This window comes from Sporomusa aerivorans, from assembly GCF_041428895.1.
In the GTDB taxonomy this organism is placed as follows: domain Bacteria; phylum Bacillota; class Negativicutes; order Sporomusales; family Sporomusaceae; genus Sporomusa; species Sporomusa aerivorans.
Window position 1 is genome coordinate 2,055,331 of sequence record NZ_CP156926.1, and the last position, 15,872, is coordinate 2,071,202.

Genomic DNA, 15,872 nt, shown 5'->3' on the forward strand with positions numbered 1-15,872 from the left:
TTTAGGTAGTAAGCCAGTAAAGGGCTTGTTATAAAATACACATGTCAAGGAGGGGTTAGATATGCATACTCATTCGATTAACAGTTCTATGCCGGCAAGTAATAATGCTCCTTACGGCGCAAAAAATCAAAAAGTTGGAAATAATGGCAATGAAGCTCTTGGGACAAATAACAAAAATGTGAAGGAGAAAAAAGATTTTACTGACTTCGAGACGTTTATGAAGATTATGGCGGCCGAGCTGCAAAATCAAGATCCGACTGACCCGGTAAAGAATACGGAATATGTCTCACAGCTGGCGCAGGTGAAATCTCTGTCCCAATTGCAAGGTCTGACTAACATGATGATGACAAACAGCGCTTATAATTTGATTGGTAAATCGGTAACCTATCAGACGATAGACGCCTCTGGAAAAGCGGTGTCCGCTACAGGCACGGCACAGGCGGTAATTATGAAAGGCGATCAACCCTATCTGCTGGTTAACGGACAGCTTGTCAAGGTCAGTGAGGTAATTATGGTGGCGCCGGTTACGGCTAAAGACGGTAAAAGTAAATAGAACATCTAAAAATAATATAACAGCTGGACTCCTAAAGTGAGAGGCTGACCCTATTTCAGACTGACAGATGAAATGGATACGGGGAGGATTTATAACAATGTCATCAGCTATGTATACCGGTGTATCCGGTTTGAAGGCGCAACAAACCAGATTGAACGTTATTGGCAATAATATTGCTAATGTTAACACGTTGGGATATAAAAGCCAACGGACGACTTTTAGCGATGTTTTCAGCCACACGTTGCGCTCAGCCACTGCGCCAAGCAGATCGTCCGGGCGAGGCGGCATTAACCCCATGCAGGTAGGGTATGGGTCCAAGGTAAGTTCTATAGATACGAATATGTCAACTGGCTCAACCCAGACAACCGGCGATAACCGGGATGCCATGATTAACGGGGACGGATTCTTTATTATTAAGGACGGCAACAGCGGTCAATATAAATTTACCCGTGCAGGTAATTTTAGCGTGGATATGGAGGGGAACTTGACAGTCAACGGCATGAAAGTCTGCGGTTGGCAGCAGTATACCACCGACGCCGATGGCAAGATTACGTATAATACCCAGACTAATATTCAACCCATTAACCTATATGAAGGCAATACGGTTATGCCGCCGAAAGGCAGCACGATCGGACAACTGGCAGGCAATTTGGACCCGTCTAAAAAGGCGCACGGGGCTGCTCTCGATAATATTGGCAGTGTCCCCGGTACGCCAGATGGGGTGACCACCATGACCGTTTATGACGACCAGGGTAACAGCTATGATATACAGGTAAAATTTAGTAAATGCTATACTGATGCCAGTACCAGCGGAACGGCAAAGGGAAGTGTGGCGCTGGATAAGAATGGGTATACAGTTACAGCGGGAACGAATGACAAGCTAAAGCTGGCTGTGGATGGCGGCGCGCAAGTTGAGATTACCATTCCACCGGGTAAGTACGAGTCGCCAACAGCGTTTATCAATGCAATTAATACGGCTGTTAACGGTACCCCGGATTTAACTGGCAAAGTGGCAGCTCAATTGACGTCAGACGGAAAGCTTTCTTTTACCTCCACTGCGACAGGCGATAGCAGTACGGTGGCTGTAAGTGATGGAACTCCTCCGGGGGCTTTGGCCGCTTATATCGGGACTGTAACGAGCGATCCCGGCGTTACCCGCTCCGGCAATACTTCCTGGTTTTGGCAGGCTGTATCTGCTTCCGGGGATATAACGGTAGGATCTCCTTCCAATGGGTATCTGAAATTTGATAGTAGGGGCAAACTGATTACAGGTGACGCTAAATTCAATCCGACACCTAATCTTGCACTGAAAACCAAGAGTGGTCCGATTAACCTGAAGTTAGATATGTCGCAAATTGCTACGTATAAGAACAGTGACGATACGAAGGTAACTGCTGGGACCGACGGTTATGCAGCCGGTAAGTTGAGTGATTTTGCGATTGGCGCAGATGGTATGGTTGTCGGTATGTATTCCAATAATCAAAGGCAACCGCTGGGCATGCTGGCGTTGGCCAAGTTTACGAATCCGGCGGGACTGGAGAAAATTGGCGACAATTTATATCGTACAACGACTAACTCCGGCGAATTTACTGGCGGGGTGGCGCCTGGAGCGGAAGGAACCGGAGGTCTGCAGGGAGGGGCGCTGGAAGGATCCAATGTTGATTTGGCCGAGCAGTTCAGTGATATGATGATTGCTTCCCGGTCCTATCAGGCCAACAGTAAGGTGATTACCACTTCAGATTCGTTGATGGAGACCGTTATTAATATGGTCCGGGCATAACCGGCCTAAGGAGTAGTGGGTATGAGATCAACATTTAACTTATATAATATCGCAGCGACCGGCATGTACGTTAATCAGGCTGGCTTGTCGGTAGTAAGCAACAATCTTTCCAACATTATGACGCCTGGCTACTCCCGGCAAAAACTTGCCAGTGTGGAAAGAGTTGGCAGCGGGGCGGGCGGCAGTCCGTCTTACGGCTGCGGTACAAGTGTGGCAAAGATTGGCCGCGCCAGAGACAGTTTTCTTGACCAGACTTACCGGCAAGTGAACGGCAGGGCGGTATATTACAATTTGAAGTATGCCCTTATAGAAGACGGGCAAAAATTGCTGAACGAATACGGTGTTAAGGATAAATCCAACGAATCTGATAAAGGTCTGCAGCAAACGGTGAAAAATTTCTTTAATAGCTGGGACCAATTAAGTAAGGGGGTCGAAGGCGCGCGAAGCACAATTGTGGGGAATGCCACGGCGCTGGTGAATGCGTTTAATCAAATCAACGCGCAGTTGCAGGAAATGCAGCAGGACGCCGGCAATCGGGTTAAGGACAGTGTGAATATGCTGAATAGCTGCGCCCGGGAGCTGATTGCACTGAACCGGGAGATTGTCCGGGCAGAGTCTGGCGGCGTAGAAAACGGTAATTTGCGTGATCAGCGAGATGCGCTCCTCGATACGATGTCTTCTTTGGCGAATATAAGCGCTATTGAACAGCCGAACGGGTCTGTAGATGTCCGCATTGGCGGTGTAGCGCTGGTGCAGGGGGATATCACTCACAACTTGGCGGTGGAGGAAACAGACGGGTCTTTTGCGATTAAGTGGGCAGAACTGGATCTTGCGGCTGATATCTCCAGCGGCTCGATCAAAGTCAATCTGGAAGAATCCGATCGTAGGACCGGCAGTGATGCAAGATATACTTTTGCGCCGCAAGGCGGCAGTACTCTTACAGATTTACGACAGGGGCTGAATCACATGCTAACTACTATAGTGAGCAAGGTGAATTCCCTGCTGCAGTCGGGTAAGGATTTATACGGCAATACCGGAGAAGCGTTGTTTGTTAAAATAAATAGCGATGAACCTTTAGAAGCGGGAAATATTAAGGTGAATCCGGTGATTGCTAACAATGTGAATAAAATTGCTGCTGGCGTTAGCGGTGCGCAAAGTGATTATTCGGTGGCAATAAAAATTAACGGCTTGCAGAATGAAGCGATTTTCAATTTTGATGGATTGCCGATGACTGGCACAGGTTTTTATCAGGCGTTGATTTCCTGGGGCGGTACGCTGGGCGATACAGCAAACAGCAAGTACGATACACAAGCCATGTTGCTGATGCAGGTCAGCAATCAGCGGGATACGGTATCCTCCGTTTCTCAGGATGAAGAAATGTCAAAGATGATTGTTTACCAAAATGCGTATAATGCCAGCGCCCGGGTTTTGAGCACTATTGACAGTCTGGTCAGTGACCTGATTAATAAACTGGGCAGATAACGATTCTAGCAATGAATGAGGAGGGATGAAAATGAATGCGACGTTTACTGGCATAAACATTGCCAGCAGGGGTGTTTATGCCAGCCAGGCAGCCATGTCGGTGGTTACGAATAATAGCAGTAATGCAAATACCAAAGGGTATTGCCGACAGATCGTAAATCAGAGAACGATTGGTGCGGCGGCTGTTTACGGCGGGCGGCGCATCCTTGGCAACGGTCCGGAGTTGACAGCAGTCAGTCAACTCCGTGATCCCCGTCTGGATGAGCGCTACCGGCAGGAAAACACCCGATTTGGCGCGTGGCATACCAAGGCCAATGCGTTAACGGAAATGGAATCAGTGCTTAATACAGCAACTGCCGGCAACGGTTTTGATAAGGTTTTCAGCAAGTTTTCCGATGCATTGGAAGATCTAAATAAAAGTCCTGGCGACAGTTCAAAGCGGAAGACGGTCAGGGAATATGGACGAGCCATGTGTCAGTATTTAAATGAAAGCGCCCAAAAGCTCAATGGAATCCGGCAGGATAAGAATAACTCGGTTAAGTCCATGGTGGACCAGATTAATTCTTATGCGCAGCGATTGCCGATTTAAACGGCAAGATCAGCCAGGCAGCGGCCAGCGGCGCCAGTACCAATGAACTTAAAGACCAACGGAACGTGCTTATTGATGAATTGTCTAAGCTAACAGATATTAACGTAACAGAAATGAACGGCAATCCGTCGCCGGATGGGGCGGAGAACAAAAGGCTTGCCATCCGTATGAATGGCATTACGCTTGTTGACGGCAATGAAACCAATAAGCTGGAGGTTGTGCAAGGCAATGCCAGCGACGGCATGTATAGTATTCGGTGGCAGAAAACGAAAGATACTTTTTTACCTACCGGCGGCCAGTTAAAAGCCGAACTTGATTTGCGTGACGGTAACGGAATGAACGATTCTTATCAAGGTGTGCCTTATTATATTGCACAATTGAATAAGTTTGCCCAAACCTTTGCTATGGCTTTCAACGAAGGGATTCTGGCCGGGGAAACCGCCGTAACAAAATCATATCCTGGTCATGCCGGTGGTTATCTGCCTAACGGCGTGACAACCGGTATTCGCTTTTTTTCGTATGACAAGGCTTCCTCTGCTGACCTTAAGGCAGACATGGCGGCCAATAGCATAGAGAGTGTCTATCAGAAAATTACGGCTGCCAATATTTCTTTATCGAAAGATATTGAAGAGGATGAAAAGAACATTGCCACAGCCTCCAGTGCAGGTGGTCAGGATAATGCTGAAAATATAGCTAAGCTGGTAAAACTGGTCAAAGACAGCAATATGTTCAATAAAGGAACACCGCTTGATTTTTATGGTTCGCTGGTTGCGACGCTGGGAACGGATAGCGCTACGGCACAGCGCTTGTCGGCCAATGCCAATGCTATGGTCAAGAGCATTAACGATCGCCGGCTGTCTGTGTCCGGAGTGGAGCCCAATGAAGAGACAGCCAGTATGACCTTATATCAGGCCGCTTACCGTGCAAACTCCAAGATGGTGAGTGTCTGGAGCGATATTTACGCCAAGACAATTGATATGGTGCATATTTAGCGCTAAATATGCGTAAAGGAGGGAATGAGTATGAGAGTTACCAGCAATATGATGATGGCCAATAGCTTGTATAATATTGGAAATAATATGCGGCGCATGGATAAGACTCAGCAGCAGCAGGCTACCCAGTCTAAAATTCAGCTGCCTTCGGATGACCCGGAAGTGGCTACCCAGGCGGTTAAGTACCGGGATTATGTCTCTTCTGTAGCTCAGTATCATAAGAATGTCGAAGATGCTACTGGTTGGATGAAGGTGAGCGAAGGCGCATTAAATGATTTGCATGACGTGGTGCAGAAAATGCGTGAATTAACGGTAAAGGCTTCCAATACCGGAACGATGAATCCTGCAAATCTGGATGCGATTAAGCAGGAAGTGTCACAACTGAAAAAGACGGCCGTTCAGATTTTGAATACGTCCTATGCCGGTAGATATATCTTCGCCGGTTATGAAACGGATAAAGAGCCGTTTGGCATGACCACTGTTACGGCAGGAGGATCTACAGTTGAGAGGATTACCTACAAAGGTAAAATTATGAATATGAACGGAGCGGTATCGCCTGATGCGGATGCTGTTAGCGCCGGAAAAGCCTATCAGGATACGGGAGCCCGCCAGGCGCTGAAGTATAACGTTGGTTTTAATAATCAGCTTACCGTGAATGTCGAAGGCCAGGATATCGTTGGTTCCGATCCGGCCCATAATTTATTTGCTACCCTTGATAAATTGATGCTGGGGTTAGAGGGGAAAACAAGTTATAAATCCATTGCCTATGCTGCGTCAACAGGGTCTGTTGCTCTTCCGGGCGTCGGCTCTACAGTTACGGCAGGCACCAATGATAAGCTAACTCTGGCAGTGGATGGCGGCCCACTGGTAGATATCACCATTCCGGCAGGAAACTATGTATCGCCGTCAGCGCTGGTTGCCGCCATCAATAAAGAGATCAGCGCATCCGCATTAAATGGCAAGGTTACAGTATCCTTAAACAACAAAAATCAACTGGTCTTTACATCGGCATCAACCAGCGCCACTGGCGCAGTCGCTGTCAGCGGCAATGCTGCAGGGTCTTTTGTTGGTGCTACGACACCAACCGCCGGCGGCACTGTCAAAACAACTCCATTTACTCTGTCAAGTATCCTTGGCGACCTGGATGCTGATCTTGACCGGATTTCGGCCGTGAATGCAGGCTTAGGGGCCAGAGAGAATACGGCAGGAATTGCCGATAACAGGCTGGGAGATGACAAGACGGTTTATACCAAGTTAATGGCGACTAATGAATCAGTTGATGCGGGGGAAGCAGAAATGAACGCCGCCGCAGCCAAGGTGGTTTATGAAAGTTCGCTCGCCGCTACGGCCAAAGCTGTTAGTAAAAGCTTACTTGATTATCTCGGCTAACGAAAAAGGAGGGAGAAAACATGGCTACTTCTTCTAGTGGTGGGGTCGGTCCCACTACCGTAAATGGAATTACGCGGTTTAGCGGTTTGTCCTCCGGTATAGATGTGGATTCACTGGTTAAAAAACTCATGGTTGCAGAGTCGGGAAAACTGAATCGATTAAAGCAAGCGCAACAAATGGATACGTGGAGAAGGGATCAATACCGGACTATTACCAGTGACCTGCAGGCTTTGACCGATAAGTATTTAAATGTAGCTTCACCGGATAGTATGTTGAATGAAGGAACTTTTCAGCAATTTACGGTTAGCAGTGACAGCGGCGCCGTATCGGCGACCGCCGGGGGCAAAGCTGTCAAGGGAACCCATAAGGTCAAAGTCAATCAGTTGGCAAAAGCCGCAATACAAACCAGTGCCAAAGGGGTGAGTAAAGACGTGGCCGGGTCTGCTAAGCCTGATTACGCGGCACTTAAAGGGAAGAGTTTTCTTATCCAAGTGGATGGGACAACCCGGGCGGTGACCTTTGATTCTGACTATAATCCGGCTAACCAGACCGGCGTTGAGTATGTGCAGGCAGCGATTAATAAGGCTATCGGCACAACTACAGACAGTAAAGGCAATGCGATTAATAAAGTGACGGTCAGCGAAGATGGCAACGGTTACTTAAAGATTGTTCCTACTGAAGGCGGCGGCGCCGGCAGTATTGCCGTTGGTGATGTCGATGGCAAAGGAGCGTTCGCCGCACTTGGTTTTAAAGCCGGTTCCATTTTATCGAACCGGTTGAATACGGCTGCATCTTTGTCGGCCATTGGGCAGGAGTTGAAGACGCCATTTATATTTGATGCCGCAGGGGAAATTTCTTTTATGATTAATGGAAAGGAATTTACTTTTGATAAAGATGATACGCTGGATGACATGATGAATACCATCAATAAAGATAAAGATGCCAATGTAACAATGAAGTATGATGAGAATACCGACCAGTTTATCATAACCGCTAAAAATACCGGCGCCGGCAAGACACTCGACATAGTGGATACTGCCGGTAACTTTGCATCTAAAGTGCTGACAGACAAAACCGAAGGTCAGGATGCGATTGTGGAAATTGACGGTCAGCGTCTGACCCGCAGCTCCAATTCGATTGTTCAGGACGGCATAACCTATAATCTGAAGGAGAAAACGACAACGGATGCCACGATTGGCGTGAGTCAAAACAGCGACGGCATATATGCTAAAATCGATAATTTTATTAAAGATTATAATGCGCTGATAAAGAAACTGAATGATAAAATTGGTGAAAACTATGACCGGAATTATCCCCCGCTTACCGATGAGCAAACCGGTTCTATGCTAGAAAATGATATTAAGAATTGGAACCAAAAAGCCCAAGTTGGGTTATTGCAGAATGATTCCGTCGTGAAAAATCTGCTGTATAATATGCGGAGCGCCTTGATGTCTTCCGTGCAAGGCCAGATGAGCAACCTGGCTCAGATCGGAATTACCACTGGCGCCTATTCGGAAAAGGGGCAGTTGCACATTGATCCGGATAAAGTAGATAAGCTGAAGAATGCAATTGCTAGTGATCCGCAGTCGGTAATGGATCTTTTTACCAAGAAGTCGGAGTCTTATCCCGGAACTCTTACCGTTCGTTCCCTTGACAATAAGCAGAGAAGTATCAGGACTCAGGAAGAAGGCCTGGCCTTTAGACTGTACGACATCATACAGGACAATTTGGGCATTGTCCGGGATTCAAACGGCCGCAAAGGATTTCTTTTAGAAAAGGCGGGATCGCCAGGAGATGCTTCTGATACGTCTAGCTTTTTGGCTAAAGATATGGAGACGCTAGCAAGCCGCATTAAGGCAGAGCAAAAACGTCTGGATACCCTGCGTAACCGGTATTATATGCAGTTTAGCAATATGGAAACGGCTCTAGAAAAGCTGGCGTCCCAGGCTTCTTTTCTTTCTTCCTTTGCCAGTTCTTGATCGGAGCTGATGGATAATGACGGAGCAAGCTGACGGCGCGGCATATGAGTTGTTGACCAGGAAATTGGAGATTCTGCAAAAAATCAGCGCCAATACCAAGTACCAAATAAAATTTATTCAGCAGCGTAAAATGAAAGGGCTGTTGCGGCTTTTACGGGAGCGGGAGCAGTATTTGCTAGAGTGGGAAACCATTATGAAAGTCGGTGCGGTAAGTCTTGCAGCGGCTGATGAAGAAATGAAAAAGATGATTTTGCTGGTTGCAGCTAAGCTGCAGGAAGTTATAAAGGACAATGAGGCTGCCATAGAGGATGCCAGAATAGAAAAAAATCATATTGCTGCTGATTTACGGCGGGTTGAGAATGATGTAAAATTGCGAAATTCCTATGATTATCAAAGGAAAGCCTTCTCGGGGAATTGCTTAAATCAAAAAGGGTAGGCATAAAAGGATTGCTTAAAGAAATAGTAGTTGCAGGTAAGATTACGACGAGTTAACATAATCGATACAGAGTAAAACAACAGTGCGTCAACTGAAAGATTCTCGCGCTGAGTTGTTCAATGAAGCCGCCAATTCAGGCGGCTATCTTTTTATTTAAGAATAAATCGGCGAAACTTTTCTTCTAGGCAGGTAGTTTTTATTTGGTTTTCTCGGAAAATTGACGTTGTGAATATTTTGAGCCAAAAGGCTAAAGCATTCTATGATGTATCTTATAGCGTGTAAACAGTTTCTGAAATGACAGTGGTGCCATGTTCATAAAAGTAACAGGTCTAGGTCCTGCATTCATTCAAATAATGCAGGATTTTTCTTTTAGTTTTAATAAGAAGATGAATATTAGCGATAATGATTAAAGAATGGTAATTTATTGTTTCTCTTATGGGGAGGCGAAGTCTTGAAAACTTATGATAAATATACAGCACATCAAATACTTGTTACGCAAAGAAGTTTATTTGGTGGCCCTAGTTTAACGGAAACAAGAGAAGCATTATAACCATTGGGTTATCTCAATGGTAGGGGCAAAGATATTTTTGCCAGGGTTTTATTAGGTGGTGGGGTCTCAATATTAAGGGGGCGAAGAATATGATTCAGCAATGTTTGAAGTTTATGCTATGGTCGTTACTTAATCCAATTTGCATTTTCGGTTCTTTCGCTATTACCAATTACCTCGGAATGCATTATCCAGTCTCAACGAATGCTGTCTGTTTAGCTAAAGAATTCTACTCAGTGTATGTCTTTATCGGTATGATAGCTCTCTTGGTACAGATTATATTTGCATATGCGATAAGCAGAATTTTTTCTCCACGGGTGACGCCAACCAAGGTCCTTGAGGCGTTCTTTGCCGCCCAATGTCCTTTTATCGTGATGATCTTCATTGCGCCTTTCCTTTTTTCAAACATAGAGGGTAACGTTATGGGATTAATATTGATTCCAATCTTTCTGTTACTAGCGGCGATAAGCGGAGTGTTTTCCTTACGTACTTATTTCAAAAAAATAGCCAGAATTATTGAGAGCGGAGAATCACCTGAAGGTGGTATTCGAGGAGTAGTCTGCGTCTTAGTAGTCGTTTTTATAATTTCTTTATTCTCAATCTATCGTTTCGGCTTCAACACCCACTTAGTCAACTACATGGGTTGGAGGACCGACATACCGCAATACGCGGTATCGCAGGCAATCAAGGCTTTAAAAGATAGAGATCCAGATGCTTTTACTCAGTATGTCGACCTTGATTCATTTCTTCAATCAGAAGACTCTGGGGTATTAAAGGCTGAGATTTTAAATGCTGTTGAGCAAGGACGCCTCTTTGATAGTGGTGAGGAGAGAATAAGAGTAGGTGAATGGGTCATGGTTAAACAGGAGGCTGAAAGGGGTGTTGGTTCGTTTACACAACTACCTATTACTGATTCATTCGTCTTTTCAAATAAAGGTGATTTATCAAAGGCGACAGCGTTCTTTTATTCTGATGCCAATGGTGACAAGATGAGAGTGTCTTTTGAACTTCAAGAAAAGAACGGAAAATATAGAATTATTTGCGGAGCAGATTTTAATGCAGTAATAGATAAAATAAAAAAATACCGTAAAGCTCTTGCGGTATTCCCTTATCTCGCGAATAAGGATGTTATTCAATCAACATTAACAGTAAAATTGCTAGACTTTTCAGCAAGTCTTCCAGAAGGTGGTTCCTTAGAAGATTCTGAGTGGGTCGTACGGGATGGGCAGGCGAAGTCAACATCTTTCTCCCTTCCTGTAAATATTTCGGCGGAAGTAGGTAATAACACTAATAAACGCTTGAGTGCAATTGAAGTTGCTGTAGTTTATAGGGATAAACAGACGAATCAGGTTCTTAATGTTGGTAATGCCGTTGCATCTATTAAGAAAGAACCTATGAAACCGCAAGAAATACGACAGATTACTTTTAACAATAGAGTAAGTCCAATCTTAGCAGTCGCGCTCACAAGCGGCAAAGCGAAAGTGGCTGAAATATATCCGGTAAAAGCGTTCTATGATGACGGGAAGGTTTTAGAATTATTAAAAGTTCAAATTCCAGAACTATGACATGCACATGAAGCAAGTTCCTTTCTGTTGAGGTTGGTTCTTATTTGGGGGTGAACCGGCCGTAAGCAAAAGTCTTTTTTTCCTGATTGTGCTAATAATTCGGCCTTATCAAAATAGGAATAAGGTTTTTTAGATTTTAATTGAATTACCTTGTCAAATTCAGCTAGTGTTAAAAGATAGTTCTGCTTATTTTCTTTTTCATTGATGTGAAAAAGAAAGTATTTCGTGCTAACGTACACAGCTCGCGAGGAGTAAGCTGGCATAGAAAGAATCAGGGACGGCTCCGACGATTCGCTTTAAGCTAGGACGGACATGGACTATTGAATTTAGAACGAACGAATCATTAGTACCGTACCCATGAGTCTTCTGTCTGACCATGGACATTTAGAGGTCAGTGGACAGGTGGGAAGCTCTGTCGATGACCACTTTATGACTTTCAAATTTGTGACCGACCAAACAAGCATACTTCAAAAACTGGAGGCGGTATTGGAAGAGCTTTTAGTATTCAGGAACCCGAAGTAGTCTTCTATTGGGGGGCTATATAAAAGAGGGGCAGTGCTTCTTTTTGCTTAGGTCTTGAAACAAGGTACCTGCCCCCGTGTTTTGTTATGCCGTCTGCGGGACATGAGGGAAGGTCAAAAAGCGTAATTGGCCGGATATAATAGGGATGATGAACCTGTCCACGTGTCCCATGTAATTGGTGAATTACACTGGCGAATGAGAAGAGTCCGTATTTATTGCAGCACGCGCATAATCCGATAGATTGGTATCCGTGGGGCGAAGAAGCGTTTTCGAAGGCTAAGGAAGAGGATAACCGATATTTTTTAGTTACGGCTATAGTACGTGCCACTGGTGTCAAATCCACAAATGCAAGTAGACGTCTGCAAGTAAAACAGACGTCTATTTTTTATCTCAAAAGGAGGAGACAATTCAATGGAACACAGTACCGGTATGATTATATTCTGCTTCATGAACTTAAAAGGAGGCGTGGGAAAAACGACACTTTCTACGCACGTTGCTTGCGCCTTGGCAAAGCTAGGGGTCAAAGTACTTTTCATTGACAATGACAAACAAGGAAACGCCAGCCGCTTTTTTCAAGCGCAGACAGAAAATACTCTATCCGAAGTTTTGGACGGTAGCATTTCAGCGACACAGGCTATTCAAAAAACATCATATGAAAACCTTGATATCATTTCAGCGGATATGGGTCTAGCCGCAGTGAATCTTGACATTATGCTTTCCGATAAATATAAAAATCGTAATCAGAAGTTTTTACTCAAAGAGGCATTAGAGCCAGTTCGTACACAATATGACTTTTGCATTATAGATAATCCGCCGGACATCAATACCAGCGTCTACAATGCGTTAATGGTCGCAAATGAAGTTATTTTTGTGGCAACACCGGATTGCTATGCGTGCGATGGCATGGACTTAATGTACGAACAACTGCAGGCGGCGAAGAATGATCGAATCGCAATGGATCAGGGATATAGTGAATTGTTGCCGGACCGGCGCCTTCGTTTCCGGGGTTGTGTGCTAAATAAATATACGCCAGATGCTGCCCCAATTTTGGAAAGTATCCAGAAGAAAATGCCCATTTTCTCGACGACCATTCGTTTAACCAAAACAGGAGCGAAACGGCTGAGTGAAGCAGCCGAGCGTGGAATTTCCATACAAACACTTTCGCCGAGTTGCGGATTTTCGCGGGATTTTAAGCTTTTTATGGAAGAATTGATCTACACGAAAGAAAGTGGGAAACGATGATGGCAACAAAACTGGATATGAATGCCTATTTCAACCGGGCCTCACAAAGTCCTAAGATTCTGCCGGAATTGATACACCTGCTTGATATGTCTGCACTTGCTCCGAACAAACAGAACTTTTACAGTATCGCAGATATAGAGGTTTTAGCAGCGGACATTCTACGCAACGGGATTCGTCAGCCGCTTGAAGTTGTGATGCAACCGGATGGGGTAACCTATCGCCTGATTTCAGGGCATCGGCGGCTTGCCGCTCTAAAGTATCTAAAAGCTCAGGGAGAAACCGTTCCGGAGAAAGTCCCCTGCATCATACGCCGTTATGAATCAGAAACAGACGAAATAGAGGCGATCATTTCGGCCAACTGCCAACGCGACAAAACCATAGAGGATGAACTTAATGAGCTGAAATATTTGCAGCCGATTATTCGCAGACGGTTTGAGGAAGAGAAGCCAGGCGGGAAGTTCCGTGCATATTTTGCAGGCCAACTGGGATTGTCCGAGTCAACGCTGAAAAGAAAGCTGGAGTTATCAAAGCTTTCACCGGCACTCCTGAACCGTCTCAAGGAAGGAAAACTGCAATTATCAGCAGCGTATGAATTAACCGGCTTATCGCCGGAAGAGCAGGCAGAGGCAGAACAGGCCCTGCCAGAAGACGGGAGTGTGCAGGCGGCAATTGAGGTGAAAGAGGAAATCCGGGCACAGAAGCCTTCGGCGGCTACTCGGGAAGAAGCTGCCGGCGAGGAGGAGCTTGCTGTAGGAGGGGAAGCGGCAGGTATTCCTGGCAGCAAGGGTAGCAAGAAAAGCAGAAAAAACCCTTCACCAAAGGCACAGAGCCCTTCCCAAGAGGAACCTGCCGGCGTATCCCCTATTCATGCGAATCCACCCCTGCCGGCTGATCTTCAGGAACGATTTGCAGCGGCCGTTTCCGAAGAAGATGAAGTAGATGGTCTGACAAAGGAACAAATCGAAATCGTGGATTTTTACAGCCTGTCTGTACAGATTCAAAAGAAGAGCATCCTGTGGGTGGCGGATTTTTGCCGCAATCAGATGCGGCAGACAGCCGAGCGTTTTTTAGTAGAAGAAAAAGATACCTCGAAGCAGACCGTAGGTAGAATCGCTGTGTGGAAGGAGCTACTTTCACATCTGGATAGTTTGGAAAAGAACATAGTGGGATAAAGAGTTATTTACTGGCGGCAGAGATTCTGCCGCTTTTTTTATGCTGCTGAAGGAGGGAATTCCTGTGGAGAAAACAAGCCGGGAAGAGTTAGAAATTGTAATTGCCGCGCTGCAAGAGAAAATTATGGTGTTGGAAACGGAGCTAAACGAGCGCGGCGTATTGACTGTTGAGCAGATTATTGAGCCGAAGGATTATCAGGAAATGAAAGTTCATGCCGGGAAGCTGGAGCAAGAGGTTTGGGCCCTGAGATATATCCTGTCCTATTCCGGTATCCAGTCGCTGGACACACTGGCCGCAGATTTCCTGACGATTTTACAGACTCGGCTAAAACAGATCGCGGTGGAATTTGAGAACTTTCCAGTGGGTCTGGAAGAACGGAATGTATTGAAAAAAATCATTCACAGCCTGCACAGCGGTGCGCGCCAACTTGATGAACTGCTCAAGTAAGGAGGTGCTTAGCATGACATTGGCAGAGAAAATTCGCAGTTTGCGAGTAAAAAACGGCTACAGCATTTCCAAGCTCTCCCGGCACGTAGGCGTCGACCGGACAAGCATTTACCGGTGGGAGGAAGGAATAACGACGCCAACCTTGGCCAGCCTTACGCTGCTTGCGCAATTTTATGGGATCGACGTTAAGAAGCTCCTAGAAGATGATGAGCTGATTGATTTACGGCTGCTGGTTAAAAATCTCGAAGCACGTGTAGAACAACTGGAGCGGAAAGGGGAGGGGTCATGAGTATCATCCGGGTAGAAAAGCAACACAAATACACCTGCGTAAGCAATGTTCCCTTGCAGGATGCCCGCCTGTCCCTGAAGGCGCGCGGCCTTATTACCTACTGCTTGAGTCTGCCGGACAACTGGACGTACAGCGTCAGCGGGCTGGTGAAAGTGATTGGCGCCGAAGGAAAAAGCTCTATTCAGTCGGCGCTGCACGAATTAGAAACTTGCGGCTATCTTATACGCAGGCGCTTGCATGATAATAGCGGCAAATTCACCGGTACGGAATATGTCCTTTACGAAGAGCCGCAAATACAGGCGGAACAACCATTTACCGAAAATCGGCCAATGACTGTTGCCGAGGAAAAGGAACCATTTACCGATTTTCCGTCAACGGAAAAACCGCCGACGGCTAAACCGTCAACGGAAAATCAGCCACTACAAAATACGTATTCTATTAAACAAGAAAAAGAGAAAATACACACACAACAAAGCGATGCCGGTGTGTTTTCTGGTGAAGAAAACAAGGGGCAAGGAGAAAAGGATGCGAGCGCAGCTGTTCCACTGGAGCAGCTTGTAGAAATCGCGATCCGGTGCCGCATTCCAGGAGAAAGCATTGAAAAACTTCTCAAGCGCTATCCGGAAGACAAGATTCACATCCAGCTTCTATATCTGGAATCCCAAAAAAGTAAGGTGCGTGACCCTGTCGCCTGGCTGTTTCAAGCGCTAAAACAGGAGTATGATGCTCCGCTTCCGAAGCCGAAGCCCACAATCATTCAGCCGCCGCCACTACCGCCGCTGCCAGAAGTGCGTGGGGAACCTCTTTCACCGGAATTTCAGGCATTACTGGATAGAATACATAAGCGCATGGCGGATAAAGGGAAAAAGGGGGAAGACGGATGAACT

Annotated in this window: 13 protein-coding genes and 1 pseudogene; all 14 read left to right on the top strand. The window is 45.9% G+C overall.

From position 1 onward, the window contains the following. Positions 1-61 precede the first annotated feature (61 nt). The 14 genes and pseudogenes from SATMO3_RS09360 (at position 62) to SATMO3_RS09425 (ending at position 15,869) form a co-directional block, all read left to right on the top strand. Complete coding sequence (locus SATMO3_RS09360) at positions 62-553, top strand: flagellar hook capping FlgD N-terminal domain-containing protein (protein ID WP_371380325.1); 492 nt, start codon at positions 62-64, stop codon at positions 551-553. Positions 554-650: 97 nt separating this feature from the next. Further along, positions 651-2,333 carry a flagellar hook protein FlgE gene (locus tag SATMO3_RS09365; RefSeq protein ID WP_371380327.1) on the top strand — a complete coding sequence of 561 codons (1,683 nt, stop codon included), beginning with the start codon at positions 651-653 and terminating at the stop codon, positions 2,331-2,333. Positions 2,334-2,354: 21 nt separating this feature from the next. After that, on the top strand, positions 2,355-3,815 hold the full coding sequence (flgK, locus tag SATMO3_RS09370; RefSeq protein ID WP_371380329.1) for a flagellar hook-associated protein FlgK: 1,461 nt from the start codon (positions 2,355-2,357) through the stop codon (positions 3,813-3,815). Positions 3,816-4,143: 328 nt separating this feature from the next. Further along, positions 4,144-4,763 (top strand): annotated as a pseudogene (locus SATMO3_RS09375) (hypothetical protein); the annotation flags it as partial. A 468-nt stretch (positions 4,764-5,231) separates the two neighbouring features. After that, the gene (locus SATMO3_RS09380) at positions 5,232-5,396 is read left to right on the top strand and encodes a flagellar basal body rod C-terminal domain-containing protein (RefSeq protein WP_371381698.1); all 165 of its coding nucleotides are present in this window, start codon (positions 5,232-5,234) and stop codon (positions 5,394-5,396) included. Between the two features lie 30 nt (positions 5,397-5,426). After that, complete coding sequence (flgL, locus tag SATMO3_RS09385) at positions 5,427-6,785, top strand: flagellar hook-associated protein FlgL (RefSeq protein WP_371380331.1); 1,359 nt, start codon at positions 5,427-5,429, stop codon at positions 6,783-6,785. A gap of 20 nt (positions 6,786-6,805) precedes the next feature. After that, a complete protein-coding gene (gene fliD, locus SATMO3_RS09390) occupies positions 6,806-8,764 on the top strand; it encodes a flagellar filament capping protein FliD (RefSeq protein ID WP_371380332.1) in 1,959 nt (652 codons plus the stop codon). Between the two features lie 16 nt (positions 8,765-8,780). Beyond that, positions 8,781-9,200 carry a hypothetical protein gene (locus SATMO3_RS09395; protein WP_371380334.1) on the top strand — a complete coding sequence of 140 codons (420 nt, stop codon included), beginning with the start codon at positions 8,781-8,783 and terminating at the stop codon, positions 9,198-9,200. A gap of 639 nt (positions 9,201-9,839) precedes the next feature. Further along, positions 9,840-11,312 (top strand): hypothetical protein, encoded by a 1,473-nt coding sequence (locus SATMO3_RS09400; protein WP_371380336.1) that lies wholly within the window; start codon positions 9,840-9,842, stop codon positions 11,310-11,312. 933 nt (positions 11,313-12,245) lie between these two features. After that, entirely contained in the window at positions 12,246-13,076 is an 831-nt protein-coding gene (locus tag SATMO3_RS09405) for a ParA family protein (RefSeq protein WP_371380338.1), read from the top strand. After that, complete coding sequence (locus SATMO3_RS09410; RefSeq protein WP_371380339.1) at positions 13,073-14,248, top strand: ParB/RepB/Spo0J family partition protein; 1,176 nt, start codon at positions 13,073-13,075, stop codon at positions 14,246-14,248. Before SATMO3_RS09405 ends, SATMO3_RS09410 begins: the two co-directional genes overlap by 4 nt. Before the next feature lie 64 nt (positions 14,249-14,312). Further along, complete coding sequence (locus SATMO3_RS09415; protein ID WP_371380342.1) at positions 14,313-14,696, top strand: hypothetical protein; 384 nt, start codon at positions 14,313-14,315, stop codon at positions 14,694-14,696. Positions 14,697-14,709: 13 nt separating this feature from the next. Further along, a complete protein-coding gene (locus tag SATMO3_RS09420) occupies positions 14,710-14,985 on the top strand; it encodes a helix-turn-helix domain-containing protein (protein ID WP_371380344.1) in 276 nt (91 codons plus the stop codon). After that, a complete protein-coding gene (locus SATMO3_RS09425) occupies positions 14,982-15,869 on the top strand; it encodes a helix-turn-helix domain-containing protein (RefSeq protein ID WP_371380347.1) in 888 nt (295 codons plus the stop codon). The genes SATMO3_RS09420 and SATMO3_RS09425 overlap by 4 nt, the downstream gene beginning before the upstream one ends. The last annotated feature ends 3 nt before the right edge of the window (positions 15,870-15,872 follow it).

Excerpts from the sequence above, each read along its gene's own strand:
- SATMO3_RS09360 (WP_371380325.1), top strand. The coding sequence starts at position 62 with ATGCATACTCATTCGATTAACAGTTCTATGCCGGCAAGTAATAATGCT.
- SATMO3_RS09365 (WP_371380327.1), top strand. The coding sequence starts at position 651 with ATGTCATCAGCTATGTATACCGGTGTATCCGGTTTGAAGGCGCAACAA.
- flgK (WP_371380329.1), top strand. The coding sequence starts at position 2,355 with ATGAGATCAACATTTAACTTATATAATATCGCAGCGACCGGCATGTAC.
- SATMO3_RS09380 (WP_371381698.1), top strand. The coding sequence starts at position 5,232 with ATGGTCAAGAGCATTAACGATCGCCGGCTGTCTGTGTCCGGAGTGGAG.
- flgL (WP_371380331.1), top strand. The coding sequence starts at position 5,427 with ATGAGAGTTACCAGCAATATGATGATGGCCAATAGCTTGTATAATATT.
- fliD (WP_371380332.1), top strand. The coding sequence starts at position 6,806 with ATGGCTACTTCTTCTAGTGGTGGGGTCGGTCCCACTACCGTAAATGGA.
- SATMO3_RS09395 (WP_371380334.1), top strand. The coding sequence starts at position 8,781 with ATGACGGAGCAAGCTGACGGCGCGGCATATGAGTTGTTGACCAGGAAA.
- SATMO3_RS09400 (WP_371380336.1), top strand. The coding sequence starts at position 9,840 with ATGATTCAGCAATGTTTGAAGTTTATGCTATGGTCGTTACTTAATCCA.
- SATMO3_RS09405 (WP_371380338.1), top strand. The coding sequence starts at position 12,246 with ATGGAACACAGTACCGGTATGATTATATTCTGCTTCATGAACTTAAAA.
- SATMO3_RS09410 (WP_371380339.1), top strand. The coding sequence starts at position 13,073 with ATGATGGCAACAAAACTGGATATGAATGCCTATTTCAACCGGGCCTCA.
- SATMO3_RS09420 (WP_371380344.1), top strand. The coding sequence starts at position 14,710 with ATGACATTGGCAGAGAAAATTCGCAGTTTGCGAGTAAAAAACGGCTAC.
- SATMO3_RS09425 (WP_371380347.1), top strand. The coding sequence starts at position 14,982 with ATGAGTATCATCCGGGTAGAAAAGCAACACAAATACACCTGCGTAAGC.